This window comes from Acinetobacter sp. Root1280, from assembly GCF_001425285.1.
GTDB classification, from domain to species: Bacteria; Pseudomonadota; Gammaproteobacteria; order Pseudomonadales; family Moraxellaceae; genus Acinetobacter; species Acinetobacter guillouiae.
On the sequence record NZ_LMED01000012.1, the window covers coordinates 147,633 to 172,877 of the forward strand.

General features: G+C 36.7%; 23 protein-coding genes. 11 read left to right on the top strand and 12 right to left on the bottom strand.

All coding sequences use genetic code 11. From position 1 onward, the window contains the following. Nucleotides 1–12 precede the first annotated feature (12 nt). The 3 genes from ASC84_RS10560 to ASC84_RS10570 all read right to left on the bottom strand — a co-directional run bounded on the left by ASC84_RS10560 (nucleotide 13) and on the right by ASC84_RS10570 (nucleotide 2,451). On the bottom strand, nucleotides 13–780 hold the full coding sequence (locus tag ASC84_RS10560) for a hypothetical protein (RefSeq protein WP_056514429.1): 768 nt from the start codon (nucleotides 778–780) through the stop codon (nucleotides 13–15). Nucleotides 781–877: 97 nt separating this feature from the next. Next, nucleotides 878–1,675, bottom strand: a complete 798-nt coding sequence (locus ASC84_RS10565; RefSeq protein WP_056514431.1) for an SDR family NAD(P)-dependent oxidoreductase — start codon at nucleotides 1,673–1,675, stop codon at nucleotides 878–880. An 80-nt stretch (nucleotides 1,676–1,755) separates the two neighbouring features. Then, on the bottom strand, nucleotides 1,756–2,451 hold the full coding sequence (locus tag ASC84_RS10570) for a hypothetical protein (protein ID WP_004722586.1): 696 nt from the start codon (nucleotides 2,449–2,451) through the stop codon (nucleotides 1,756–1,758). 349 nt (nucleotides 2,452–2,800) lie between these two features. Between ASC84_RS10570 and ASC84_RS10575 the strand changes: the two genes are divergently transcribed. Both ASC84_RS10575 and ASC84_RS10580 read left to right on the top strand, forming a co-directional pair. After that, nucleotides 2,801–5,695, top strand: a complete 2,895-nt coding sequence (locus ASC84_RS10575; protein WP_056514435.1) for a valine--tRNA ligase — start codon at nucleotides 2,801–2,803, stop codon at nucleotides 5,693–5,695. A 72-nt stretch (nucleotides 5,696–5,767) separates the two neighbouring features. Beyond that, nucleotides 5,768–6,196, top strand: coding sequence for an SMI1/KNR4 family protein (locus tag ASC84_RS10580; RefSeq protein WP_056514438.1), 429 nt, complete (start codon nucleotides 5,768–5,770; stop codon nucleotides 6,194–6,196). Between the two features lie 468 nt (nucleotides 6,197–6,664). On the opposite strand, the gene ASC84_RS10585 is transcribed toward ASC84_RS10580, so the two are convergent. Next, nucleotides 6,665–7,033, bottom strand: coding sequence for an endonuclease domain-containing protein (locus ASC84_RS10585; protein ID WP_056514442.1), 369 nt, complete (start codon nucleotides 7,031–7,033; stop codon nucleotides 6,665–6,667). A gap of 298 nt (nucleotides 7,034–7,331) precedes the next feature. Next, the gene (locus ASC84_RS10590; RefSeq protein ID WP_056514444.1) at nucleotides 7,332–8,186 is read right to left on the bottom strand and encodes an SDR family oxidoreductase; all 855 of its coding nucleotides are present in this window, start codon (nucleotides 8,184–8,186) and stop codon (nucleotides 7,332–7,334) included. Between the two features lie 143 nt (nucleotides 8,187–8,329). Between ASC84_RS10590 and ASC84_RS10595 the strand changes: the two genes are divergently transcribed. Then, nucleotides 8,330–8,938 carry a hypothetical protein gene (locus ASC84_RS10595; RefSeq protein ID WP_056514447.1) on the top strand — a complete coding sequence of 203 codons (609 nt, stop codon included), beginning with the start codon at nucleotides 8,330–8,332 and terminating at the stop codon, nucleotides 8,936–8,938. Nucleotides 8,939–8,940: 2 nt separating this feature from the next. Here ASC84_RS10595 and ASC84_RS10600 read toward each other — a convergent pair whose 3' ends face one another. Further along, the gene (locus tag ASC84_RS10600) at nucleotides 8,941–9,555 is read right to left on the bottom strand and encodes a hypothetical protein (protein ID WP_227515132.1); all 615 of its coding nucleotides are present in this window, start codon (nucleotides 9,553–9,555) and stop codon (nucleotides 8,941–8,943) included. A gap of 239 nt (nucleotides 9,556–9,794) precedes the next feature. On the opposite strand from ASC84_RS10600, the gene ASC84_RS10605 reads away from it, so the two are divergent. The 4 genes from ASC84_RS10605 (at nucleotide 9,795) to ASC84_RS10620 (ending at nucleotide 13,868) form a co-directional block, all read left to right on the top strand. Beyond that, complete coding sequence (locus ASC84_RS10605; RefSeq protein WP_056515285.1) at nucleotides 9,795–10,280, top strand: hypothetical protein; 486 nt, start codon at nucleotides 9,795–9,797, stop codon at nucleotides 10,278–10,280. 319 nt (nucleotides 10,281–10,599) lie between these two features. Continuing rightward, complete coding sequence (locus ASC84_RS10610) at nucleotides 10,600–11,787, top strand: ammonium transporter (protein ID WP_004722606.1); 1,188 nt, start codon at nucleotides 10,600–10,602, stop codon at nucleotides 11,785–11,787. A 302-nt stretch (nucleotides 11,788–12,089) separates the two neighbouring features. Next, nucleotides 12,090–12,764 (top strand): phosphatase PAP2 family protein, encoded by a 675-nt coding sequence (locus ASC84_RS10615; RefSeq protein ID WP_056514450.1) that lies wholly within the window; start codon nucleotides 12,090–12,092, stop codon nucleotides 12,762–12,764. A gap of 297 nt (nucleotides 12,765–13,061) precedes the next feature. Continuing rightward, nucleotides 13,062–13,868 carry a hypothetical protein gene (locus ASC84_RS10620; RefSeq protein WP_004722609.1) on the top strand — a complete coding sequence of 269 codons (807 nt, stop codon included), beginning with the start codon at nucleotides 13,062–13,064 and terminating at the stop codon, nucleotides 13,866–13,868. A 28-nt stretch (nucleotides 13,869–13,896) separates the two neighbouring features. On the opposite strand, the gene ASC84_RS10625 is transcribed toward ASC84_RS10620, so the two are convergent. The 4 genes from ASC84_RS10625 to ASC84_RS10640 form a co-directional block, all read right to left on the bottom strand. Continuing rightward, a complete protein-coding gene (locus ASC84_RS10625) occupies nucleotides 13,897–15,234 on the bottom strand; it encodes an ATP-binding protein (RefSeq protein WP_056514453.1) in 1,338 nt (445 codons plus the stop codon). A 1-nt stretch (nucleotide 15,235) separates the two neighbouring features. After that, nucleotides 15,236–15,928 carry a DNA-binding response regulator PmrA gene (locus ASC84_RS10630; RefSeq protein ID WP_056514455.1) on the bottom strand — a complete coding sequence of 231 codons (693 nt, stop codon included), beginning with the start codon at nucleotides 15,926–15,928 and terminating at the stop codon, nucleotides 15,236–15,238. Between the two features lie 17 nt (nucleotides 15,929–15,945). After that, a complete protein-coding gene (locus ASC84_RS10635; RefSeq protein WP_056514458.1) occupies nucleotides 15,946–17,607 on the bottom strand; it encodes a phosphoethanolamine transferase in 1,662 nt (553 codons plus the stop codon). Between the two features lie 583 nt (nucleotides 17,608–18,190). Beyond that, nucleotides 18,191–19,444, bottom strand: a complete 1,254-nt coding sequence (locus tag ASC84_RS10640; protein WP_056514461.1) for an MFS transporter — start codon at nucleotides 19,442–19,444, stop codon at nucleotides 18,191–18,193. Nucleotides 19,445–19,599: 155 nt separating this feature from the next. On the opposite strand from ASC84_RS10640, the gene ASC84_RS10645 reads away from it, so the two are divergent. The 4 genes from ASC84_RS10645 (at nucleotide 19,600) to ASC84_RS10660 (ending at nucleotide 22,682) form a co-directional block, all read left to right on the top strand. Beyond that, nucleotides 19,600–20,226, top strand: a complete 627-nt coding sequence (locus tag ASC84_RS10645; protein WP_056514465.1) for a 1-acyl-sn-glycerol-3-phosphate acyltransferase — start codon at nucleotides 19,600–19,602, stop codon at nucleotides 20,224–20,226. 60 nt (nucleotides 20,227–20,286) lie between these two features. Continuing rightward, entirely contained in the window at nucleotides 20,287–21,204 is a 918-nt protein-coding gene (locus tag ASC84_RS10650) for a patatin-like phospholipase family protein (protein ID WP_056514468.1), read from the top strand. 138 nt (nucleotides 21,205–21,342) lie between these two features. Further along, nucleotides 21,343–21,804, top strand: a complete 462-nt coding sequence (locus ASC84_RS10655) for an NfeD family protein (protein ID WP_004722621.1) — start codon at nucleotides 21,343–21,345, stop codon at nucleotides 21,802–21,804. A gap of 26 nt (nucleotides 21,805–21,830) precedes the next feature. After that, a complete protein-coding gene (locus ASC84_RS10660; RefSeq protein WP_004722624.1) occupies nucleotides 21,831–22,682 on the top strand; it encodes an SPFH domain-containing protein in 852 nt (283 codons plus the stop codon). A gap of 520 nt (nucleotides 22,683–23,202) precedes the next feature. On the opposite strand, the gene ASC84_RS10670 is transcribed toward ASC84_RS10660, so the two are convergent. Beyond that, nucleotides 23,203–24,114: a polyprenyl synthetase family protein gene (locus tag ASC84_RS10670; protein ID WP_056514473.1), complete on the bottom strand. Its 912-nt coding sequence runs from the start codon at nucleotides 24,112–24,114 to the stop codon at nucleotides 23,203–23,205. A 148-nt stretch (nucleotides 24,115–24,262) separates the two neighbouring features. Continuing rightward, nucleotides 24,263–25,222 carry a diguanylate cyclase gene (locus ASC84_RS10675; protein WP_056514478.1) on the bottom strand — a complete coding sequence of 320 codons (960 nt, stop codon included), beginning with the start codon at nucleotides 25,220–25,222 and terminating at the stop codon, nucleotides 24,263–24,265. Nucleotides 25,223–25,245 lie beyond the last annotated feature (23 nt).

Genomic DNA, 25,245 nt, shown 5'->3' on the forward strand with positions numbered 1-25,245 from the left:
TGCTTATATTGCCTATCTGTACTGATATTCATCTTTAAAACTTTTAGGAAATTGATATTTTTTCCCATCAAATTTTAAAACAAACCGTTGTTGCGACGAGTGATGATTAACTTCTTGACAATCCTCGTTTATCACTTGCGTCTGGTAGCGTTTAATTTTGCTATTGACCAAAATATCCGTATATTTCTTGGTTTGGGTTGACTGCATGACTAAGGTAGAAGCGCGTTCTTCAATATCTGCATTACAATTCATATCTATTTCTGCCCGATTACGTGTCACAATCAAGCTGTCCAGAATTTGTTGTTTATTTTTAAGGTCATATAAATTTAAAAGTTGCATAGAAAAAGGAAAGGGCTGTGAGTGACCTGAGTAATTTAATCTTAGACCCAAAGCTCGATTTGAATCAGTGACTTTATAATTTGCTGTATCCAGCTCAATTGAATTTAAGCTAATTGCATCCGAAACCATGCGTTCTGCAACAGCATAGTGATAAATCACCTTTAAATTTTTTGGATTAAACTTAAATAAGTCTAAAGCATAATTCCCTTCTTCTGGGTGTCCTTTTACAGGAATCCATTGGGCATAGGCCATGATCATATTTGAATTATCAACAGGATCGAGTTTACAGTCGATTAAAGACTGTTCAAGCTTTACAATTTTAGCCTGCTTCAATATTTGCGCAACAACTTGAGTATCATCACAAATATTTGCATAAACGGCACTGATCAATATGAATTGTAGACTGATGGCTTTAAAAATTATTTTCATTAGATTTAACATCTTTTTTTGTGCTTATAAAGACGGAACATATTAAGAAAAAGCGCTTAGACAATGTATAAACGCCTTATCAATACAGGCAAAATTTATGAATTTTCAATCACTTTACTTTCATCTTGCGAATCATTTTATAAAGTGTCGATGGTGATAGACGAGAAACCAACACACCCAATTTTTCTTTACGCCCACCCACGACAATATATTCTTGACCCTTTAATAAAGCGGAAACTGTTTTCTTCGCAAAATCATCAGCTTCTAATCCATTTTCAATGGCTTCATCCTGATGTGCCTGTGCTTTTCCTGCACCATTTAAGGCATTGAAAGATACATTGGTTTTTACAAAACCAGGGAAAATAACAGAAACATTAACACCATCTTGTGCCACTTCTGCGCGTAAACTGTTTGCCCACATATGAATCGCTGCTTTTGCTGCAGAGTAAGATGCCCGATATTGCGTCCCCAATAAGCCCGCAACGCTAGAAATATACGCAATTCGCCCAGATTTTTGAGCTAAAAAGGTTGGTAAAACCAATTTGGTCAAAAACACTTGAGAGAAGTAATCAATTTCCATAATCGCACGTTCAGTTTGCATTGTGGTATCAGCAATCAGTGCCCTTTGGCTTAAACCCGCATTGTTGATCAACCAATCAATACGCCCTTTCTCATCTAAGACTTGTTCATATGCATGGCGTACTTGTGCTTCATCGGTAATATCCATTGCCACAGAAATATGATGATCTGGGTTAAGAAGACTTATACGAACTTTTTCAAGTTCTTCTAAACGTCTTGCACTTAAAACCACTTGTGCACCTTGTAAAGCACATTCAGCAGCCAAGGCTTTACCAATCCCTGAAGATGCGCCTGTAATCCAAACCACCTTTCCTTCTAAGCTTTCCATTTTATTATGCTCTTGAATATGGTGAATAAATATTAGACCACGTGACCCACCAAATCAATCAAGTGATTTGCTTTTAAAAACTAACCTTCAACTAAAAACTTTTTAAAATGTTCTGCATAATGTTGCGCCTTTTCTACATTGCGAGGATTGTATTCATCGCCAACTTTTTCTAAGCGTTTATAGCCAGTACTGGTGATCATATTAATCACACCATTTAAGGTTTTATCGACCACAAAGTTAAATTTTAACAAAGTCTTAGGGTCACGGATAAATTCTGATACACCGAGGTCAATAATTTTAACCAAATTTTTTAGTGTCACAGGCAAAGCACTGGTATCCCCTTGAATGACCTTTTGAATATTGCTAGTCGCTTCTTGCCCTAAGCTACGGTCTAATTGGTAATACATCACCACTTCAGTTGCATCTGAATCTTCAAACTTTTTAAGAATATGGTTTGCCACAGGCTTTAGACGATCATTACTAAAAAAGGAAATTGACCACGGCATATATTTTTTTAATGCCCCTTCAATCTGATCAAAAATCTGTTCAGCTTCTTTGAGCTTTTTCTTCCCTGTCGCATCTAGTGCATCATTTTTACGTTGTTCATCAAGTAAGGTTCCAAAAACCTGATCCAGCACTTGGCATGACATTTCCGTAAAGACATTACCTAATTGTTTTGCCAGATCTCTTTTTTCGCCATGATTCAAACTTTGGGTAATGCTTTTTAACTCTTGGTACGTCTGCTGTTTAATCAATAAATCGATTTTATACTGCATTGTTATGTGTCCTTTTGTTGTTTTGTCCTATTCAATTTTGATCTTAGCAAAACTTGAAATATCTTGCATTGTCTTTAACTACTGCTATTTGTTGAATATCAATCACAAATACTTTCAATAAATCAAATACCTAAAACACGTATTTGTAAATATGACCCAGTTAAAACCCCACAATATCCAACATTTGTCATATTTAAGATCGATAAAAACAACAAATGCATCTTGTATTCTCATGTTTTGATTGCTGCATTTAATTCAAGATAAATATGCCATAACAGGAATCAACATTCCTAATGAATATTTGCTACAATGAATGCAATTTTTTACTTACTTTTGATCTGTTTTTACTATGACTGATTCAGCGCAAAATATTGCTACAACCTACGATCCTACCGAGATCGAGAAAAAATGGTACAAGACTTGGGAAGAGAAAGGTTATTTCCAACCGTCTCGTAAAGGCGATTCATTCTGTATCATGATTCCGCCACCGAACGTCACGGGTAGCTTGCACATGGGTCATGGTTTTAACAATGCCATCATGGATGCCTTGACACGTTACAATCGTATGTCTGGTAAAAATACTTTATGGCAACCAGGTACTGACCATGCGGGTATTGCAACGCAAATGGTGGTTGAGCGTCAATTGGCAGCTCAAGACATTAGTCGTCATGACTTAGGACGTGAAAAGTTCATCGACAAAATTTGGGAATGGAAAGAACAATCTGGCGGTACAATTACCCGTCAAATTCGTCGCCTTGGCTCATCTGTAGATTGGTCACGTGAACGTTTCACCATGGATGATGGCCTTTCAAATGCTGTTAAAGAAGTATTTGTAAAACTGCATGAACAAGGTTTGATTTACCGTGGCAAACGCTTGGTAAACTGGGACCCTAAACTACAAACTGCACTTTCAGACCTAGAAGTTGAATCAGATAAAGAAGAACAAGGTTCATTGTGGCACTTCAAATACTTCTTTGAAGATAAGTCTCTACGTACTCAAGACGGTCACGATTATTTAGTGGTTGCAACAACCCGTCCAGAAACATTACTGGGTGATACTGCTGTTGCAGTTGCTCCAGATGACGAACGTTATGCACACCTTGTTGGTAAAAATATTATCCTGCCGATTACAGGTCGTGCGGTTGCGATTGTTAAAGATGAATATGTCGATAAAGAATTCGGTACAGGTTGTGTAAAAATCACCCCTGCACATGACTTCAATGACTATGAAGTGGGCAAACGTTGTGAACTCGCAATCATCAACATTTTCAACAAAAATGCCGAAGTTTTAGCTGATTTTGAGTTTATCGCAAAAGCTGGTGAAGCGATTTCTAAAACCATCCCAGCACCAGCTGATTATATTGGTTTAGAGCGCTTTGCTGCACGTAAAAAATTGGTTGCACAAGCTGAAGCTGAAGGTTGGTTAGACCAAATTCAACCCTATACGCTGAAACCACCACGTGGTGACCGTTCAGGTGTGATCATTGAACCCTTATTGACCGACCAATGGTATGTCAAGATTGCGCCTCTTGCAGAGCCTGCAATCAAAGCAGTAAAAGACGGCGATATTAAGTTTGTGCCTGAACAATACAGCAATATGTATATGGCTTGGATGAACAACATTCAAGATTGGTGTATTTCTCGTCAATTGTGGTGGGGTCACCGTATCCCAGCTTGGTACGATGCAGAAGGCAACATTTATGTTGGTCGTTCTGAAGAAGAAGTTCGTGAAAAAAACAATATCGCCGCTGATATTGAATTAAACCAAGATGAAGATGTACTGGATACATGGTTCTCTTCAGGTCTTTGGACCTTCTCTACACTGGGTTGGACCGGTGATGAAGCAAAAGATAAAGAAAACTATTTCTTAAATACATTCCACCCAACGGATGTATTGGTTACTGGTTTTGACATCATTTTCTTCTGGGTTGCCCGAATGATCATGATGACCATGCACTTCATGAAAAATGAAGATGGCACACCGCAAGTTCCATTTAAAACTGTGTATGTACATGGTTTGGTTCGTGACGGTGAAGGTCAAAAAATGTCTAAATCTAAAGGTAACGTACTTGACCCATTAGATTTAATTGATGGTGTAGATCTTGAAACCTTAGTACAAAAACGTACTACTGGTTTAATGAACCCTAAAGATGCACCAAAGATTGAGAAATCTACGCGTAAAGAATTCCCTGAAGGTATTCAAGCTTACGGTACAGATGCGGTTCGTTTTACTTTCTGTGCACTTGCCAATACAGGTCGTGACATTAAGTTCGATATGAAACGTGTTGAAGGCTACCGTAACTTTGCCAACAAAATCTGGAACGCAACCCGTTTCGTGATGATGAACTGTGAACAACAGCCAATTGGTCAAGAAATCCGTCAAGATCTTTGGGAACTTCCTGAACAGTGGATTGTCAGCCGTTTACAAAAAGCGGAAGCTGCCGTTCAACAAGCGTTTGCAACCTACCGTTTAGATTTGGCTGCTCAAGCGATTTATGAGTTCATCTGGAATGAATACTGTGACTGGTATGTAGAACTGACCAAACCAGTACTGAATGATGAAAACGTATCGGCTGAGCGTAAAGCAGAAGTTCGTCGTGTCCTTCTTTCTGTAATGGAAGCATCTTTACGTCTTGCGCATCCAATCATGCCATTCTTAACTGAAGAAATTTGGCAGACCCTTGCACCAATGATTGGTATTGGTGGTGAAACCATCATGCTTGCGCCATACCCTGTTCCAAATCCTGAACGTATCAATGATCAGGCTGAAGCAGATATGCTTGGGCTACAAGGCTTGATTGGCGCTGTACGTAATATTCGTGGCGAAATGGGCTTAGGTAATGCACGTTTATTACCTGTATTGCTTCAAAACGCCACTGATGCTGAAAAAGCACAAATTGCACGTATTGAACCACTTTTTAAGGCTTTGGCTAAAGTTGAAAGCATTACCTTCTTAGCAGATGCTGAGCAACCGCCGTTGTCTTCATCTTCTGTCGTTGGTCATGTGTCTGTATTTGTTCCAATGAAAGGTTTGATTGATCCGAAAGCAGAACTTGCTCGTTTGCAAAAAGACTTAGACAAAGTTCAAAAACAGCATGACCAAATTGCTTCTAAACTTGCAAATGAGGGCTTTGTGGCTAAAGCACCTGCTGCTGTTGTTGAAGGTGAAAAAGTTAAACTTGCTGAATTTGTAGATCAGTTAGCCAAGATTAAAGCCAATATGGAACAGATTGCAGCGCTTTAAGCTAAGCTTGCAATTTTGCCTCTAAAGAAGGAAGCTTAATTAAGCTTCCTTCTTTTTTTGAGTAAAATAATTATGGTTATTCAAAAATTAAAACAACATTTCATCAATCAAAATATACGTATCAATCAACCGACTACATTGTTAGAAACGTTAAAATTTGAACAAAAATACGGAGTTAGACTTCCACAAATTTTTAAAGAATATTTTATTTTTTTCAATGGTACAGGTGAAGCCAATTTTGGTGATGAGGGCTATTCTTTCTTTTCTTTAGCTGAATTTAGACCTGTAAAAGATTTAAAAGGGATTGAAAACTTTCCTCATGCAAATTGTTTTGTATTCTCTGAATTCTTACTCTGGATGACTGCATATGCAGTAAAACTAGATGAATATGGCAATGAATTCGGCATTTATGAAATCTGTAATACGCATAATAAAGTTTGTAATAGTTTTGAAGAGTTTATTTTGCTCATAATGAAAGGTGATTTAGAAATATTCGATTGATGATGTTTTTCCGTACAGCATTCAACAATTTCATATCCATTTAACTTAAAGACCAGTTAGCAAAATAAAGCGAATTGATACACTCTAATTTTTCAAGAATTACCCTCACCCTAGCCCTCTCCCACGGGGAGAGGGGACTTCCATTACTAATTGAATAGTTATTTGATACACAATAGGTTTCTCTCCTTTCAGCAGAGGGTTAAAGAGAAGTAACTAAAAATGTGTGCATAAATTCCACAACCTCAATCTTCCCAAAAATGTGGCAGAGACACTCTTTGAGAGTTTAATAATTATTTGATACACAATGAAGCTCCCTCTCCTTTCAGGAGAGGGTTAGGGAGAGGCAACTAAAAATGTGTGCCTAACATTCCACAACCTCAATCTTCCCCAAAATGTGAAAAGAACACTCTTTGAGAATTTAATAGTTATTTGATACGCAATGGAGTTTCCTCTCCTTCCAGGAGAGGGTTAGGGAGAGGTGTCTTTCAATTCAATACAGATATTCCACAAATCTTCCAATACTACCTCACTCCGATTCAACACATCATCATTCCAATAACGAATAACTTTAAGCCCCAAAACCTCTAAAAACTGAGTTCTTCCATTATCATAAGCTACGCCCACATCTGTATTATGTTGACCACCATCCAACTCAACCACTAAGTCCAATTCATGACAGTAAAAATCAACAATATAAGGCTCAATCACATGTTGACGACGGAACTTTAAACTCATAAACCGTTGAGCTCGTAAAAATTGCCACATAAGATGTTCGGCATCTGTGGCATCGTGTCGCATAGATTTAGCGTATTCTAATAATTTGGGGTTTAGCTTCATTTTATTCTCCCTCTCCCTAACCCTCTCCCACGGGGAGAGGGGACTTCCATTACTAATTTTATCGTTATTTGATACACAATAGGTTTCTCTCTCCTTTCAACATAGGATTAAATAGAGAGGCAACTAAAATATTTGCATAAACTCCACCACCTCAATCTTTCCCAAAATGTGGAAGAAACACTCTTTGAGAATTTAATAGTTATTTGATACACAATGAAGTTACCTCTCCTTTCAGGAGAGGGTTAGCGAGAGGTCTGCTCTTTAAATATCATTGCAATAATGCATAACAGTAGAATCACTATTCCTTAAGCTGATCCAAAGCTGTCCCCTGTACAGGATTTCTTTTCCAATAATAAGGTTGGAAAAATCGAAGTAACAAACGCCATGGTGTCATCCAGACAATACGCGCATTGCTCTTCTTATTCTTGCTGATTCGTTGCGCCAAATAACCACACACTTGCTCAGGTGGGTCAATCACAAACATAAATAACCATTTCATTTTATGCCAGTTTTTAACTTCACCTTGTTGCCAAGAAGAAATCAATAAATCTGTTGCCACCATTCCGGGGCTGAGCGTTCCAATCAAAATATCACTATTCTTGGTTTCTTTATTTAAAGCATGATTCAGATAAGCAACTGCTCGTTTACTGGTTGCATAAGGAGTCATCCCCGCACTCCACTCGCCACGACTGCCCCAACCTTCCATATTAAAAATTTGCCCAAAACCTTGCTGCATCATTCCTTTTAAAGCCACTTGCGAACCCAACATTGTTCCAAGCACATTGGTTTTGATTACACTTTCTAAGTCTGAGCTAGCAATCTCGGTAAATGCCCTTGCTGCATTACAGGTACCAGCATTGTTAATCCAAACATTGACCTGACCAAACTTTAAAACTGTTTCTTCCCATAAATTGTGTAAATCTTCATATTGAGCCACATCACAAGCCACCCCATAAATTCGATTTGGTGCGTAGCGTTGCGTAAAGTCTGCAACAACTTGATTTAACTGCGCTGCATTTCGTGCCGAAATCATCACAGACCAACCTAACTTTAAAAAAGCTTCTGCCAAAGCAAAACCAATTCCACGTGTACCTCCTGTAATCACGACAGATAAAGCTTGATCAGAATTTGATGTGTTCAAAATATTCCCCATTGTGGTGATGAATTAGTATGGACAGCAAACTGGCACGTGATAAAACACATGACTATATATCCAATTTAGGACATTGAGCATCAAAAAATCAATTTTTAAGATAGAATCTTCAACATTCAAAATTATTGAATGATTCATATTCTATGAAAAACAAAATTTTATTATGCATCACCCTTATTTTTCTCGTGGGATGTCATGAGAAACCCAGCACCTCATCAGAAAGCAAGCCAACCAAACAAGAAACGCCACAACATGTTCAAACCAAAGCAGAACCTATTGTGATTCCTGCTCAGCCAGAGCCAGACCACCTCGTCAATAATCCAACACAGCTCCCTCAAGGTTATTTAGTCGATACGACATATCTCAAAAAGCCATTACTCATCGATTTTGATGGAGATGGAAAACTAGATGCGTTCCAAGTCTTAAAGAATCCCAATAAAAAAGGCATGAAATATCTATTTGAATTCCGTATTTCGGACAGTGATAAAGTTTATTATTATCAAAATAATGAAGAAGATGATGATTTAAATATTTTTGCTAAGTTCGAAGTCGCACCTAAAACAAATATCTATGTCGATGAAGAATATCGCTTTGGAGAAAATGGCGATATTATTGCTAACGAACAGATTGACCCTAAATATTATTTAAAGTTTAAAGGTGATGGTGTTTCAGTCAATGTCCTCGAAGAAACCTGTGCTGCATCTGCCTTTTTCTTAACAGATGACAAAATTAAACGGATTTATCTTTGTTAAATCTATTTTTCATCCGCAAAAATTGCATTTGCACCAATGACTTTAGAAATCTTCACTTGGTCTTGCTTTAATAAAGCATAGATTTTTGCTTTAAGTGTTTCACTGGTAAAAGTCCCATTTAAATTCAGCAAAATGGGTTCATCACTCAATGAACCTTTGCCGTGATATTCTTGATTAATATCGTTGGTGGTTGCCTGATTGACCACCACAAAATGCCCCGCAATACCAGCCGCTTGACCACAAGCTAAACTTTGTGGTGACCAATCCCCTACTTTGATCTGAGGTTTTAAAGCATAACCTTTACTTGCTAATATTTTCTTCTGCTGTGCTGTTGCCATTGGAAAATTCAGTATCTTTTGCTGACCTTTCCAGTTTACCGCTAATTGACTGGATAAACATAATGCTCGAAAAGGACCCGCACTACCTGACTCTGCACCTTCGTTAGAATTATAACATTGTGAAATAACTTGAAAAGTTGCTTCTCCACACTGTAACAGTTTAGATTTATAGATTTTATATTGGTTGGATTGCGCACTCACTGATTCAGCAAATAGACAGAAACCAAAGAGCACTATTAAATACACTAAAAAATTGGAATATGTTTTAGACATCATCATTTTTATACACTTCATTGATCGTTTAATCGCAAATTGATTTTATATTAAACATTTATTTACAACTCATTAAATCACACAATAATACACCAACCATTTGAAATTTATAATGATATAAGTGAAATAGCCCTAAGATACGGCTTAAACCAGAAGATGAATACAATAGCATGACAACAAAAGCTTGATAAAAATACATATTTTTAAAATAATGTTAATTCAATCACAAAATAATCGATATGATGATGAAAAATATAATAATATTCAGCAGTGGTGTTCTATTACTATTTTTGGCCTCGCTTAATTATGCTGCGGCTCCGCAAGTGCCTGAGGAAACGGCAATACAAATTTTTAAAAGCGCAAAGTTTCAAAAAACCAATCTTGGCTGGGAAAGCCGCTGTAGCCTTGGCAATATCTCCTATTATGGTGACCTCAATAAAGATGGTCGTCCTGATGCCGTTATAGTCGATGGTGGTGTCGGTTGCTACGCAAACACAGGAATTGGATTTTATATTGTTACCCAACAGACCAATAAACAATGGGTGAGAATATTTAACAGTCATGGGACGCCTGAATTTCTATCTACTTTAGGAAAACATGGTTGGCCAGATATTGCCATCAATGACTCAACTAAATGCTTTGCTGTGTATAGATGGAACGGTCAAAAATTTCAAAGAAACCGTTTCGAATACAAAAATCAAGTTTGCAATCTGGGTGTTTCCAAAAATTGATCATTAAGTTATTTTTTAATTTTAGTTAAAACATTTTATCGGTTTATTTTTAGATTAAAATTTGACTGCCTGGGTTTAAGGTGAAACACAACAAATAAAAATCAATAATTATCAGTACCTTAAAAATAAACCAGAATATCTTATTGCATCAAGTTAGTGCATAAATTCCAATATAGTGCATACTTTTGCTTTATATCGAGTCTTAATAATATTTTGAAATTGTTGATCTATTTTTTCATACAGCCAAACGCTTCACGGATTCAAATCGTTGGTTATACTTGAACCAATTTGTGACAAATAGCACCAAAAAGAATCGTATATGCAAAACGTTGATCTACTCTTTCTCTTGCTTGGCGCAGTGCTTGTACTCGCTATGCATGCTGGCTTTGCTTTTTTAGAGCTGGGAACAGTTCGCCATAAAAATCAAGTCAATGCACTCAGTAAAATCATTACTGATTTTTCAATCTCAGCAATCGCCTACTTCTTTGTTGGTTATTATATTGCCTATGGACAACACTTTTTCCATACAGGCGCTACGCTTTCAACTGAGCATGGCTACAATTTGATGCGTTGTTTTTTCCTTTTGACCTTTGCTGCAGCAATTCCCGCCATTGTTTCTGGCGGCATTGCAGAACGTGCCAAAATGCGTTCTCAAGCTATTGCAACTTTATTTATAGTGGCACTGGTTTATCCTTTTTTTGAAGGGATCGCGTGGAATGGTAATCTCGGCCTGCAAAAGTGGTTAGCGGATACATTTGGTGCAAGCTTCCATGATTTTGCTGGCTCTGTTGTTGTCCATGCGATGGGTGGCTGGATTGCGCTTGCAGCAGTTTTACTACTCGGTGCACGTCATGGGCGCTATAAAAAAGATGGTCGCGTTAGTGCGCATCCACCCTCTTCTATTCCTTTCTTAGCGCTCGGTTCTTGGATCTTAATTGTTGGCTGGTTTGGCTTTAATGTCATGAGTGCTCAACGCTTAGATGCAATCTCAGGTTTAGTTGCAATGAACTCACTCATGGCAATGGTAGGCGGCACGCTTTCTGCAAATTTCTTTGGAAAAGAAGATCCTGGCTTTTTACATAATGGCCCCTTAGCAGGCTTAGTGGCAATCTGTGCAGGTTCTGATGTTGTTCACCCAATTGGCGCTTTATTTATTGGTATCTGTGCAGGTTTTCTGTTTGTTAAACTGTTCACATACACACAAAATAAACTCAAGATTGATGATGTACTTGGGGTTTGGCCATTACATGGTGTTTGTGGTGCATTTGGTGGTATTGCTGTGGGCATATTTGGTCAGCAGTGGTTGGGGGGAATCGGCGGAGTATCCTTGATGTCTCAGCTTATTGGTACCTCACTTGCCATTTTACTGGCCTTAGCAGGTGGGTTTGCCGTATACGGCATACTTAAAGCCACTATGGGTATTCGTTTAACACAAGAAGAAGAGTTTCGTGGTGCGGATTTATCCATTCATAAAATTTCTGCAAATTCTGAAGATGCAATGTTTTAATCATTTCTAATACCATGTTTTAATTTTATACATTTTTACGCTATAAAAAAGCGGCTTTTCAGCCGCTTTTTTATTGTATCGAAATGACAATAAAATAATTTTCGCAATACAATTTTAAAATATAATAGTTAGTCCTTAAAATAAATATTCAAAACATTGATCTTGAAATAATCATAGATATTTTAATTTTTATATTGCCACTTAATCATAATACTACTCATTATTTAATAATTAAGTCTAATTTAAGGTTATTTTTTTCTAATAAGCGCAGATTAAAATGATTAAATTGAGTGACTCATCTCATGCCGTATTCCGACTCAAATAAATTTTTCCTAAAAAATAGTTTATTGCTTGGAATACTATTTTTAATACTGTTCTTTGTATTTCCTGTTGGTGGTGCAATCGATATGTATTTTATCCAACCTTGGATAGATAGTACTGGTCATTTCCCACTCAAAAACAATTGGTTTCTCATTGAAATTAATCACAAACTGCTTAAACATATTGTCATTGCCTTTTATATTGTGGTATTCATTTCATGGATTGCATCTTTTAAAGTTGCGAAATTAAAAGCGTATCAATGGCAATTGGGCTATTTATTTATTGTCAGTGTTTTATCCACCGCAGTGATTGGCATTTTAAAATCTCACTCAGCCCATGCCTGCCCTTGGTCTATGACTGAGCAAACTGCTTTAGGCTATGTTTGGGATTTTTCAGCAAGCAACGGACGTTGCTTTCCTGGTGGCCACGCCAGTACAGGTTTTTCACTGCTTACAGGTTTTTTTGTATTTAGACGATCAAATTCTAAAGTTGCTTATCTTTTCTTAGTCTTAGGTCTAGCACTTGGTTTGATTACAGGTTGGGGGCAAATGATGCGTGGTGCACATTTCCTTAGCCATAACCTTTGGACAGGCTGGATTATTTTTACTTTTAATTTAATTATGTATCGTATCTTTTATAAAAAATTTAGCAGATAACGATCCTAAATTGCTAAACGATATATCGCACAACATTATTTTATTATAAATGCGACTCTAAAAATACATCATATATTTAAAAGCTCATTAGTCATCACTCTCGTTTATTTAACAATTCATCTCTTTTCATTCTAATCTAAAATGCTAAATGAAGTGAGGCGAAGCTATATTTATCACTCAAAGAATTACATTTTTGTCATAATTTAAATATTAAATTATTAAATCAATCTTAATTTTTACAAGTTATTATATTTTGTTTATACTTGAGCCAATTTAGTAATCTTATACGTGCAAAATATGAGTAATTTTTCTAAATTTCTCCGCAACTCACTTAAAATTCAAGACCAAAATATTCAGTCTTATCAATTGGATGATGGCAAAGTGTGGCTTAAAAAAGCCTCTGAACGCCACTCGGCTTGGATTTATGTCCCATTAAAATGGGTTGCACGTATACTGAATATTGAAGCACTAACGCCTATTCCAAATTATGGTGGAAGCAAATCGATTTATTGTGAAGTTCATCGTCTGACAGAATTAAACTCATTAGGTATTCCAACGCCACAAATTTTAGCCAATTGTTCACAAGGTCTATTGATTGAAGATGCTGCTGATCATGGTGAAGATGTCATGCAACTCGATCAAGCATTGGCACAAATGGAAGGAAATACTGCTAAAAAACTAGAGTTTTATCGTGAAGCAATCTTTGCCATTCAAGCTGTCCACCACAAAGATAGTTATTTGAGTGAAGCCTTTGCACGGAATATTTTAGTCAATAAGGACAAAGCATTTACTTTTATTGACTTTGAAACTGATCCAGGGGAAGTACTGGACTTAGAAACCTGTCAAATTAGAGATTGGTTATGTTTTATTTTCTCAACGTCATTCCGTTTTAATGATGATGAGCTTGCCCAAGCTTGCGATATTTTTATCGGAGAAATTTATCCAAGTAAATCAAAATACAACGAAATTTGCCGTATAGGCAATAAACTCAACTGGGTCGCAAACTTTAATTTGGGTAAACTTGGCAGTGATGGTCGTAGAATGCAAAAATGTTTAGAATTTTTCCAATATATGAAGAAAAATGAACCACTTCCATTAATGTAGCAATGGGATCATTTATTTTCCAATCATTTTACTTCTCAGTTTTGATATCACACAGAATCGGGATTTTGACCAAGACACTGAGTCCACCCAATTCCTCACTACGGGATAAAGACAGTTCACCACCTAAATGTTGAATGGCTTTATCCACGATTGACAATCCCAAACCACTGCCCACTTCCAAGTGATGATGTACGCGATAAAAACGTTTTAATACTTTATCGTACATCTCTGGTTCAATTCCTAAACCACTGTCCTCAATCAAAACATACGCAGAATCATGAATATCTTCAAATACCGAGATATTAATCATGCCTGAAACAGGTGTATATTTTATTGCGTTATCAATTAAATTAAAAATGATTGAATGAAGACTATGTTCTACACTTTTTAAAATCACTGTTTCATTACGAACAAAGCCAAGATCGATATCTTTTTCCATTGCGAGATTCATCAACTGTTCTACACAATTGAGTGCCACATCATTTAGCTTAAATTGAGTCACTTGAACTTCATGACTCAATGAGGAATCTTGCTTTGCCAAAGCAAGCAGTTGCGTGACCAAATGCTGCATCCGAGCCAAACCTTTGCTTAAATTTTTTAGATTTTCCTCTTCAGGAAACTGGCTCATCAAAATTTTCGTTTGTAGATTCAATGCGGTGATGGGTGTACGTAACTCATGTGCAGCGTCTGCCACAAATTGGCGCTGTTCTTGTTGAGCAACAGAAATTCGCTCAAACAAATGATTCATTTCATGGATCGTCGGCAGTAATTCTTCTGGATAGTGAGCATTTTGAATTGCCACCAATGAATTTGAATCACGTTTTGCCAGTTCGGATTTAAAGTCTTCAAGCGGTTTCAAACTGCGACGAATAATATAAACCAAGCCCAACAAAGCAAATGGAATGATCAGTAAATATGGAAGAAACATACTGCCTGCAAGCTCTAAAGCCAAATGCTCTCTGACTTTTTCTTGCTGGCTGATTTGGATCTGATAATTAGCTGTGGGTAAGATATAAGTAATCCAAGTGCCATGCGTTGTATCTTGGCTATAAAAACCAGCCTTTTGTTTAGGTTCAACAATGACATGATGTGGCGTATTTTGCGTTTGACTAGGATCAGCATATGCCCAAACATCTATAAATAAATCTTCTTCATGATAGCGTTTGTGTATATCAAAATGACTTTGAATGGGCCTTGGATTTAACTCCACACGCTCTGCAAGATAGACCATCTGAGCATCTAAAATTTCGTTGATCTCTTCTAAAGAAATTTTATAAGCGGAAAAAACCAACACGCAACCAAGTAAAATACTAAAAATAGAGGTATAACGAATTAAACGCTTTCTTAAGGAAAATGCTGTTTCCATATCATTCCGCTTTTTGTGGTTGCCCCAAACGATAACCTAACCCACGAATTGTACGAATAATATCTTTACCCAATTTCGATCGGATATGATGCACATAGACTTCAATTGTATTACTGTTGATTTCACTATCAAAAGCATACAATTTATCTTCTAAATTAGATTTAGAAAATATTTTATTGGGATGGGTCATTAACGGAATAAGAATCGCCCATTCACGATTTGAAAGCTCCACCGTTTCACCTTTTAGTGTTGCAATATGCTGTTCAACATCTAAAACAATTTCACCATTTTTTAGCAGATTTGAAGCACTTCCAGTTACTTCTTTCGCTGTATCACCTGTACGACGTAATAACGCATGGATACGAGCCACCAATTCATCGAACTCATAAGGCTTAATCAAATAATCATCTGCACCTTGATTTAAGCCTTCAACACGATTCTGTAATTGATCACGTGCTGAAATAATCAGTACAGGTAAACTAGAACGTTGACGGATTTGCTTTAAGACCTGCATCCCATCCATCATGGGCAAGCCTAAATCAAGTAAGACCAAATCAAATTGTTTCTCAGAAATAAGCTTGAGGCCATCTAAACCATTATTCACCCATTCCACATCAAAGCCTTGATATTTCAATAATGTTTTAGATGATTCTGCAATCATAAAATCATCTTCTATCATCAAAATTTTGGTCATGGTTTATATCCTTTCAATCAGCTTTGTACAGCACACTGGTGCAACATATTATTTTTTTGATCTATGACTTGAGTTTGGACATTTAACAAACTCAAAAGACTTGGAAATAAATTATCTTGACTCAATGTTGCCTGTTTTTGTTGATTTAAACAATTGATTTGTTTTGCTGCTACAGATTTCCATGCATCTGAAAACCACATCACCATAGGTACATGGGTTTGTTGAGTAGGTGCAATCGCATAAGGTGCGCCATGTAAATACATACCACGTTCACCTGTAGACTCGCCATGGTCAGATAAATACCAAAAACCTGTGCGATAATTTTCTTGCTGTTTTAAAGTTTCAATCAATTGATTTAGAATATGATCTGTATAGACAATCGAGTTATCATAAGTATTAATCAATTCAGTCGATGAACAACCTTGTATCGCATTGGTTTCACAAGTCGGTTTGAAATTTTTAAATTCATTTGGTGCACGTTTATAATAAGCAGGTCCATGACTTCCCATTTGATGTAATACAATCAAATGTGCTTGCTTGTCATCTTTTGGCAATTGGCTTAAATACAGGTTTAAGCTGTCTACCAAAATACCATCTTGACATTCGCCACCTTGGCACCATTTTTTCTCTAAATCTTGAGGGATAACAAATTTCTCAACACGATCACAAGTGCCCTTACATCCTGAATTATTATCAATCCACGTTACCTTATAACCTGCACGTTGTGCAATATCCAGTAAACCTTCTCGATGACTGGCAAGTTGCTCATCATAATCTTTACGCGGCATACCTGAGAACATACAAGGCACTGAAACTGCGGTTGCTGTACCGCAAGAACTGACTTGAGAAAAATTAATTAAGCCCGCCTGCTTAGACAATTCAGGATTGGTATTCTTTGCATAACCATTTAAAGAAAAACTTTCCGCACGTGCGGTTTCACCGACCACCAAAACCATCAATTTAGGTTTATGCTGTAAAGCAACATCCTCGACTAAATGTGCATCTTCACCATAACGAATCAAAGGTAGATTTTTTTTCGGTGCTTTTTTATGAAAATAAGAAAGTGTTGAAGCCACTGCATTTTGCGGAGAAATCATGCCTTTTAAATCACGATGCTCACGAAATATAGCGGCATAATCCACATAGAAAACAAATAATAATGCAGCAATTACAGCGAAAGAGCCTGCAATATTTAGGCTTTTAAATAACAGTATTTTGCCAATTTTTTCTGGTTTAATTCTTACCCAAAGAATAATGATGATGGGTAAAACAACAAATCCCAGTGTCCAAATAAAAAATTGCAAAGAAAGTAAGTCTGACACTTCACTAGGATCTGTTTGTACCATATTTTGAATTTGATCAGGCGAAATCACCACGCCCAATGAATTGACAAAATAAGCACTAAATCCACCAATGAAGACCAAGACAATTGCAAAAAATTTTGCTGTCCATTTCCAGTCTAAAATTTGTAATAACAGATTATATAAAGCAACCAGCACAAAACCTGTCGCGATCAGAAACAGCTGTGCTTTAATCCCCTGATAAGGTGTTAATGACTGAACCTTATTTAAAAAACTAAAATTCAAGCACAAGCCTAACCACACTGCGACAATAAAATTAAAAGCAGTCAGGGAAATTGAGACTTCACGTCGTTTTATACGCTGTATTAAGTTAGACATTACTTTGGCAATACTCTTTTCAATAGTGTTAAGTTAAAAAATGAAGCTTAAACTGAACTTAAAAAGCACTTTCCCAAGCATATTGCGCCACTGATCCTATTTGTAATTACCTTAATATTTCTCATAATCTGAGAAATTTAAAATCAAATAAAAAAACTATAAAAAATTTAGTATTATTTTATAGCTTGTAGATTTTAATCCTGCTTAATCGATCCACAGCAATTTTTCGAGTTAATTATTGGGAGCTGAAATTACTTTAAATCCAATAAATGGGATAATACACGAATTGATTTCTACACATTTAAAAATGACGAAAAAGTAATTTTTTATTTTCCATTCAATGCAAAACACATCAATATTTAATTAAAAAATAAAGGTAAAATCACATTAAATCAAAGATTTTTATATATAAATTAAATTCCATCAACCACACAATTTATTTTACGTTTTTATAATATATTATTGGCTTAATGATGCCTAAAAAAAATTATTTAATCTATTTAATTCAATCAAAAAACGACTAATCATAACGCTGTATACTAAATAGTAACTATACTCATTATCAAGATTAAAGTTCCTGATATTATGAATAACGTATATTTTTAACCCAATATATAATCGGGATTAGGCAAAAAACACCAATCACCAAAATCAAACTTAAGTAATTTAAATATCCCAATTGATCACCAATCATGCCGCTTAATGTATATAACAACCCACTGACTGTTGCCATAATAGAGACCTGAAAAGTGAAATCTGTACCTGCATGTTCATGACGACTATATTGCATCACTAAAGTTAAGATTATGACTAAAAGCATTGCAGCAAACAGATCCTCTAAAGCATTAATCAAATAAATTAACCACGGCGCCACAAAGTGTGATTGTTCATATTGAGCTGCTAACCACACGAACCCAGCTAAACTGATCAATTTCAAAATAGAAAACAGGATTAAAGCTTGGTGACGCTTTAATTTTTTTAGTATTAAACTGGCTAGGCCTGCACCCAATAGTGCAGAAAATGCCCCCAACATAGTGATATAAATGCCGATTTGAGAAAGACTCAACTGTAGATCAACCAACAAAGGTTTGGTAATTGGACCTGTAAAGCCATCCGTTATTTTGATGGTACAAAGCACAAAGAACCATGCTCTTAGTTTTTTATTGACAAAGAAATAAGTTAAATAGGTTTTAAATTTTTCAATAAAGTGCTGTGCAACTTCATCCTGTAAATGTGGTGAAGCAGTCTTTTTCAAGTGCTTGGGTTCTTGATAAAACCAAATAGGGATTGTATTTAAAGCCACAATTCCTGCCAAAATCAAAAACGTACTTTGCCAGCTTAACCAGTCCATTGCCCATAAGATTGCCCCGCCCCCAATAATAAATCCTAAACGAGAGCCAATGACTTGAAACATATTCCCGATATGTTGCTGATCCCCTTTTAAAATACTGACGGCTAAGCCATCCGTTGCGATATCTTGGGTTGCACCAATACTGTTCATACAGAGCAAAGCCATAAAAAACAATAATAAATAGATCGGTTCATTCAGGGATTGAATTGGTAAAAAAGATAAAATGATCAGGATAGCAATGGTTAAAAATTGGGTTGGAATAATCCAACTTCGATAATGCCCTTTGGAACCGTGTCCAAAGCTGTCAACAAAAGGCGCCCACAAAATTTTAATTGCCCAAGGTGCCATGAGTAATCCAAAGCCGCCGATATGTGCCAAAGACACGCCTTGTGAGCGTAAAATCACTGGTAAGGCATGGGTCATAAAACCTACAGGTAAACCTTGCGCCCAATACAGTGAAAATAACAACAAATAAGTGTATCGCATGCAATCTAAACTCGAACGATGTCAATATAAGTGAGCGTAACTTGATCTTGTGTGTATTGCTTTAATCTACGAATTTTGTAATATTTACATTTTGCAGATAGTTACTATTAAGCAAAAAACTAAAATCATTACAAGAGCAGTCATATAAAAATACAATGTCACAAAACTTTCCGATCATACCAGATCAAGTACCCCAACGTGGTACCAGCACCAGCCGTAATATCTTTAAAAACCTTTACTTAGTTCAAGGCTGGGGATTTGATGGTGTATTTCCCAACTTACCCAAAGCAGTGGTATTTATTGCACCGCACACCTCGAATTATGATGGTTTTTATGCTTTCCTCGCCATGTTAGGTATTGGTATTAAAGTTACAATTTTTGGAAAAGATAGCCTGTTTAAGCCACCACTCAAAGCACTTTTTGAGTGGATTGGTGTCATTCCCGTACAGCGTGATTCACCGCATGGACTCACCCAACAGATTGTTAAAGTTATACAACAACAAGATAAAATTTGGATTGCCATTGCACCTGAAGGTACACGAAAAAAAGCTGAAAAAATTAAAAGTGGTTTTTATCACATTGCAATGGGTGCCAATATCCCGATTGCAATTTTTTCACTCGATTACGAGAAAAAGCGAATTCACTGTTTAGGTACATTACAACCCACAGGAGATTATGAGCAAGATTTAGCAGAAATTTTATCGCGTTTTAAAGGTAACTTTTCACCTAAACGTCCTAAATTATTATCGATTCCTTTACAAAAACTATTGAAAAATGGCTAGAAAAAATAGAGACAATCTGTTCAGATGTGCAACATATATTTTGATCAAAAGTAATACCCCATGCGTTTTAAACAACTTGGTTTTATAGGCTTATTGGGTCTAGCCCTTGTTGGCTGTGACAAAACAACCAAAACCCCAACTCAGACCACTGCGATTAAAGCACGTGAGCCTGTTATTGCCATTGCTTTAGGTGGCGGTGGTGCAAAAGGTTTCGCTCATATTGGCGTGCTCAAAGTTTTAGAGTCTCATGGGATCAAACCTAAAATTGTGACTGGAACCAGTGCAGGAAGTTTTGTCGGCAGTATCTATGCCAGTGGTAAAACACCTTATCAAATGCAGCAAATTGCACAGCAATTGAAAGAATCTGATTTGCGTGATTTGACTTTAAATAGCCAAGGTATTGTTCTTGGTCAAAAACTACAAGATTATGTCAATCGCAATGTTGCGAATAAACCGATTGAGCAATTTCCAATCCGTTTTGCAGCAGTTGCCACACGTTTAGACAATGGTAAAAAAGCAGAATTTATTAAAGGTAATGCAGGGCAAGCAGTTCGCGCTTCTTGTAGTATCCCCAATGTTTTTGTGCCGGCAACCATTGGTAATACAAAATATGTTGATGGCGGTTTAGTTAGCCCAATTCCGGTTCAGACTGCACGTGATATGGGTGCAGATATCGTGATTGCGGTCGATATTTCTGCACGTCCAAGTGGTAGCCAACCTATGAATATGTGGGGCTTATTGGACCAAACCATTAACATCATGGGGCAACAAAGTATTAACAATGAGTTAGCTCAGGCTAATATCGTGATTCAACCTAAAGTTGGACACTTAGGTACCCTTGATCTTAAGTCCAGTAACCAAGCAATTTTAGAAGGTGAAAAAGCAGCTCAAGGCAAAATCATCGCCATTCAAACTGCAATCACTAACTTTAAAAAATCACCTGCTGCTTTAAAACCTGCGCCTCGGGCAAAATTCTAATATCGCAATAGCGTTCAGATAATCAATCATCATTAAAAACAAGAATAATCACGTTTTTATATGCAGCACTAAAATGATCTGCTACATTGATATAGATGATCCGTCGTCTATATCAATGATAATCACTAGAGTAGATGTATGAACTTTATTTTTGAACCGTGGCATTGGTTTGTACTTGGCATATTGCTGATCCTATCCGAACTTGTATTACCAGCGTTTGCTGCTTTATGGTTTGGTATTGCTGCAGTTGTGGTCAGTATTTTGTTGTGGTTATTCCCAAGTATGAGTTTCACCCTGCAAGTCGTATGCTGGATTATCTTATCCATCATTTGCACTGTGGCTTGGTTTAAATTCATTAAACCTCTATCTGTAGATAAAACCAAAGCTGGGCTTTCTCGTGAAGCAACCATTGGTCAAACGGGTATGGTCATTCAAACTGGGCTTAGCCATGATCAAATTCGTGTTCGTTTTCCAATGCCTGTTTTGGGTTCTGATGAATGGAATTGCCGTACTTTATCGCCTGTACAAGTAGGTGACCGTGTACGAGTAACTGATATTTTAGGTAATGATTTAGTGGTAAAACTACATTCATCATCTTAATAATGAAGAATAAAGAGGAAAATTAAATGGGTTTTGGTTCTATTGTTGTTTTAGTCTTATTTCTATTTGTCGCTGTGACCATTTTCAAAGGCGTGCGTATTGTTCCTCAGGGTTATAAATGGATCGTACAACGCTTAGGTAAATATCACACCACACTTAGTCCGGGTTTAAACTTCGTCATTCCGTATGTGGATGAAGTGGCTTACAAAGTCACCACCAAAGATATTGTTCTAGATATCCCATCACAAGAAGTCATCACCCGTGATAACGCGGTATTAGTAATGAATGCTGTGGCTTATATCAATTTAACCACACCAGAAAAAGCCGTGTATGGTATTGAAAACTACACTTGGGCAATTCAAAACTTGGTGCAAACTTCACTCCGTTCAATCGTTGGTGAAATGGATCTAGATGATGCATTGTCATCACGTGATCATATCAAAGCAAAATTAAAAGCAGCGATCTCTGATGATATCTCAGACTGGGGTATCACACTAAAAACTGTGGAAATTCAAGATATTCAACCATCGCACACGATGCAATCAGCGATGGAAGCCCAAGCTGCTGCAGAACGTCAACGTCGTGCAACAGTGACCAAGGCAGATGGTGAAAAACAAGCGGCGATTTTAGAAGCAGATGGACGTTTAGAGGCCTCTCGTCGTGATGCTGAAGCTCAGGTTGTATTGGCTGAATCTTCACAGCGTGCTATTGAAATGGTGACTTCTGCTGTAGGTGATAAAGAAATTCCTGTTGCTTACTTACTCGGTGAGCAATATGTCAAAGCAATGCAAGACATGGCCAAATCGAATAATGCCAAAACTGTTGTACTCCCAGCAGATATTATGAACACCATCCGTGGTGTGATGGGTAGAAATTAATTTAGCAACTTAAAATTCATTCAAAAAATAGGCAACCCATCGGTTGCCTATTTTTTATCGTGAAAAATGTCGCTTAAGTTTTAAGGTTGAACAATTGATCCATATTTTTTCGTTATCTATAGTTAAATTTCGCGTTACTTAAAATCCTCTCTTTGCATCTGCATTCGAGATTTAAAGATCGATATTAAAATGAAATTACATAAAATACAGATAGATGAAGACTTTGAAGATGATGGGCTTTGCTCTATTACGTTTTGGTTCGAGGATGCCCCGAGATATATAACCCTATGTCGGGATGAACTAGAGTGTCCAAGCAGTATTTACATTGAGTATACTGATCAAATATATGGATTTGAAACCAGAGGCATCGAATATTCATTTGAGAACGGACGATTAACCCTAAAGCTGTTGGTTAATTCGTTCAGATGGAATAATTCCAGTGATGTTGAAATTTATATCCCTGAGGCAGAAATTGACTCAGTGGCATCCATCATGGAAAAAATATTTGATCTCAATTAAATTAGCTTTTTCTTGCCAACAAAAATTGCGAAATTTGATTCAATTCCTGTGCATCCTCGCCAAAATACGCTAAAGCTTTAAATGCTTGGTCATGTAATTGTTGCGCATAAATTTTGGCATTTTCTAAGCCCATTAAGGCAGGATAGGTCGACTTATCTACTTGTTGATCTTTGCCTGCAGTTTTGCCCAAAGATTCAGTGTCAGACACCACATCTAAAATATCATCTTGCACTTGAAATGCTAAACCAATCGCTTGACCATATTGACGCAATTGTGGAATGGCTTGATCTGTACCAGAAAAAATTGTCACAGCAGACAGCATAATTGCAGCTTGGATTAAAGCCCCTGTTTTATTGCGATGGATATTTTCTAACTGTGCTTGATCAACATGTTTGCCTTCAGCCTGTAAATCCAAAACCTGACCACATACCATTTTTGAACTTGCTGTGGCTAAGATTTGCATTTGTTTAAGAATAATGCCCTGTTCAACAGCTTGACCTTGATCAAATAGACGGCTTCCTAATACCTCAAATGCCATCGATTGCAAAATGTCCCCTGCCAATAGCGCTGTATCTTCACCAAAAGCCACATGACAAGTTGGCTGTCCGCGACGTAACAAGTCATTGTCCATACATGGCAAGTCATCATGTGCCAATGAATAGCAATGAATAAACTCAATCGCAACCGCAGCTCTACGCACGGCTGCAAAATTCGGATTATTTTGTTTTAAATGTGCAGTTGCATAACTTAAAGCCGGTCTAACTCGTTTTCCACCTAACATCACCGTATGATGCACTGCAGATTTTAATGGTTCTGGCAATGAAAAAGCATCTAAAGCAGCTTGTAAATCTTGCTGAATTTGCACTTGCGCTCGTTTTAAAATTTCTGCATTTACATTGGGAATAGAAGTCACATCTGCCTCGGTTTGTACGAATCGCTAAAACTAAAATCAGCAGTTTTAGATAAATTGGTAAATTTGGTGAGTCAGAACATTCTACTATGAGTCACTATAATTCTCATCCTTTAATTCCAATGCAATCATTTGAATAAGTGCAAAGCATTTATAATTCGTTTTTTAATAGAAACAGTGAGTTTCGGCCCTTTTCTTTGGCAGAACGTACTGCAAACTCTAATTTTTGTAAGACATCCACCTCAGTCGGCTTATTGTGTGGATCTAAATGATAGATTCCTATAGATGCAGTAAGATATTCATTATTACTACCAAACAATATCTTTTCATTGGTGACTGCAAATTTAAGTCGTTCTGCAAGTGTTACCACTGCCCACTCAGTAAGATGTTCAATCACAATAACAAAACTTGCTGAATTTAAACGAAAAATTTCAGATTCTTCAGTTTGAGAAATCGCTTCATTTAATACAGAACCGAGTTGTATTAAGACCTCATCACCTGCAGTATAGCTATTGAGTTGATTAAATCGCTTAAAGTTATCTAAATCAATTTTAAGAAATGACAAATGCGAGTCACAACTGTTTTGCCAGATTTTGTTTAAATAATACTCAAAAGCAAAAGCATTCTGTAAACCTGTGACAAAATCTAAATAGAGATGGTCGTGCAATTTTTTATTATTTTGCAAAAGTACATTTTCACGGCGCTTCAAACGCGTTATATCTGAGCAAACAACTACAACTGTTTCAATCTCATCATATTGATTACGTATTGCTTTAAAATATGAAAGATAAAATTTTCCTTTGACATAAAATTCTTGCTCAAAATAATTTTTATTTTTTGAGAAATAACGCATTGCTTCAGTGAAATGAGCATAAACAACGGTCGAAAATGTATTGAGTAACTTATCAAACAAGTAAAGCGCGTCACTTTCATAAATATCAGCAAATTTTTGATTTACCCCTAAAAACCGCGCTTCCTGATCAAATAAAGCGATGGGTAAAGGAATTTGTGAAATAAAAGAAACCAGATGCAATTTGTCAATATCTTTTAAATATTCAAAAACTTTGATGTCTTCAAGGCTATCTCGTAGTTTTTTAGACTCTTGTTCCATACGCCACCTCGAAGCCAATAAAT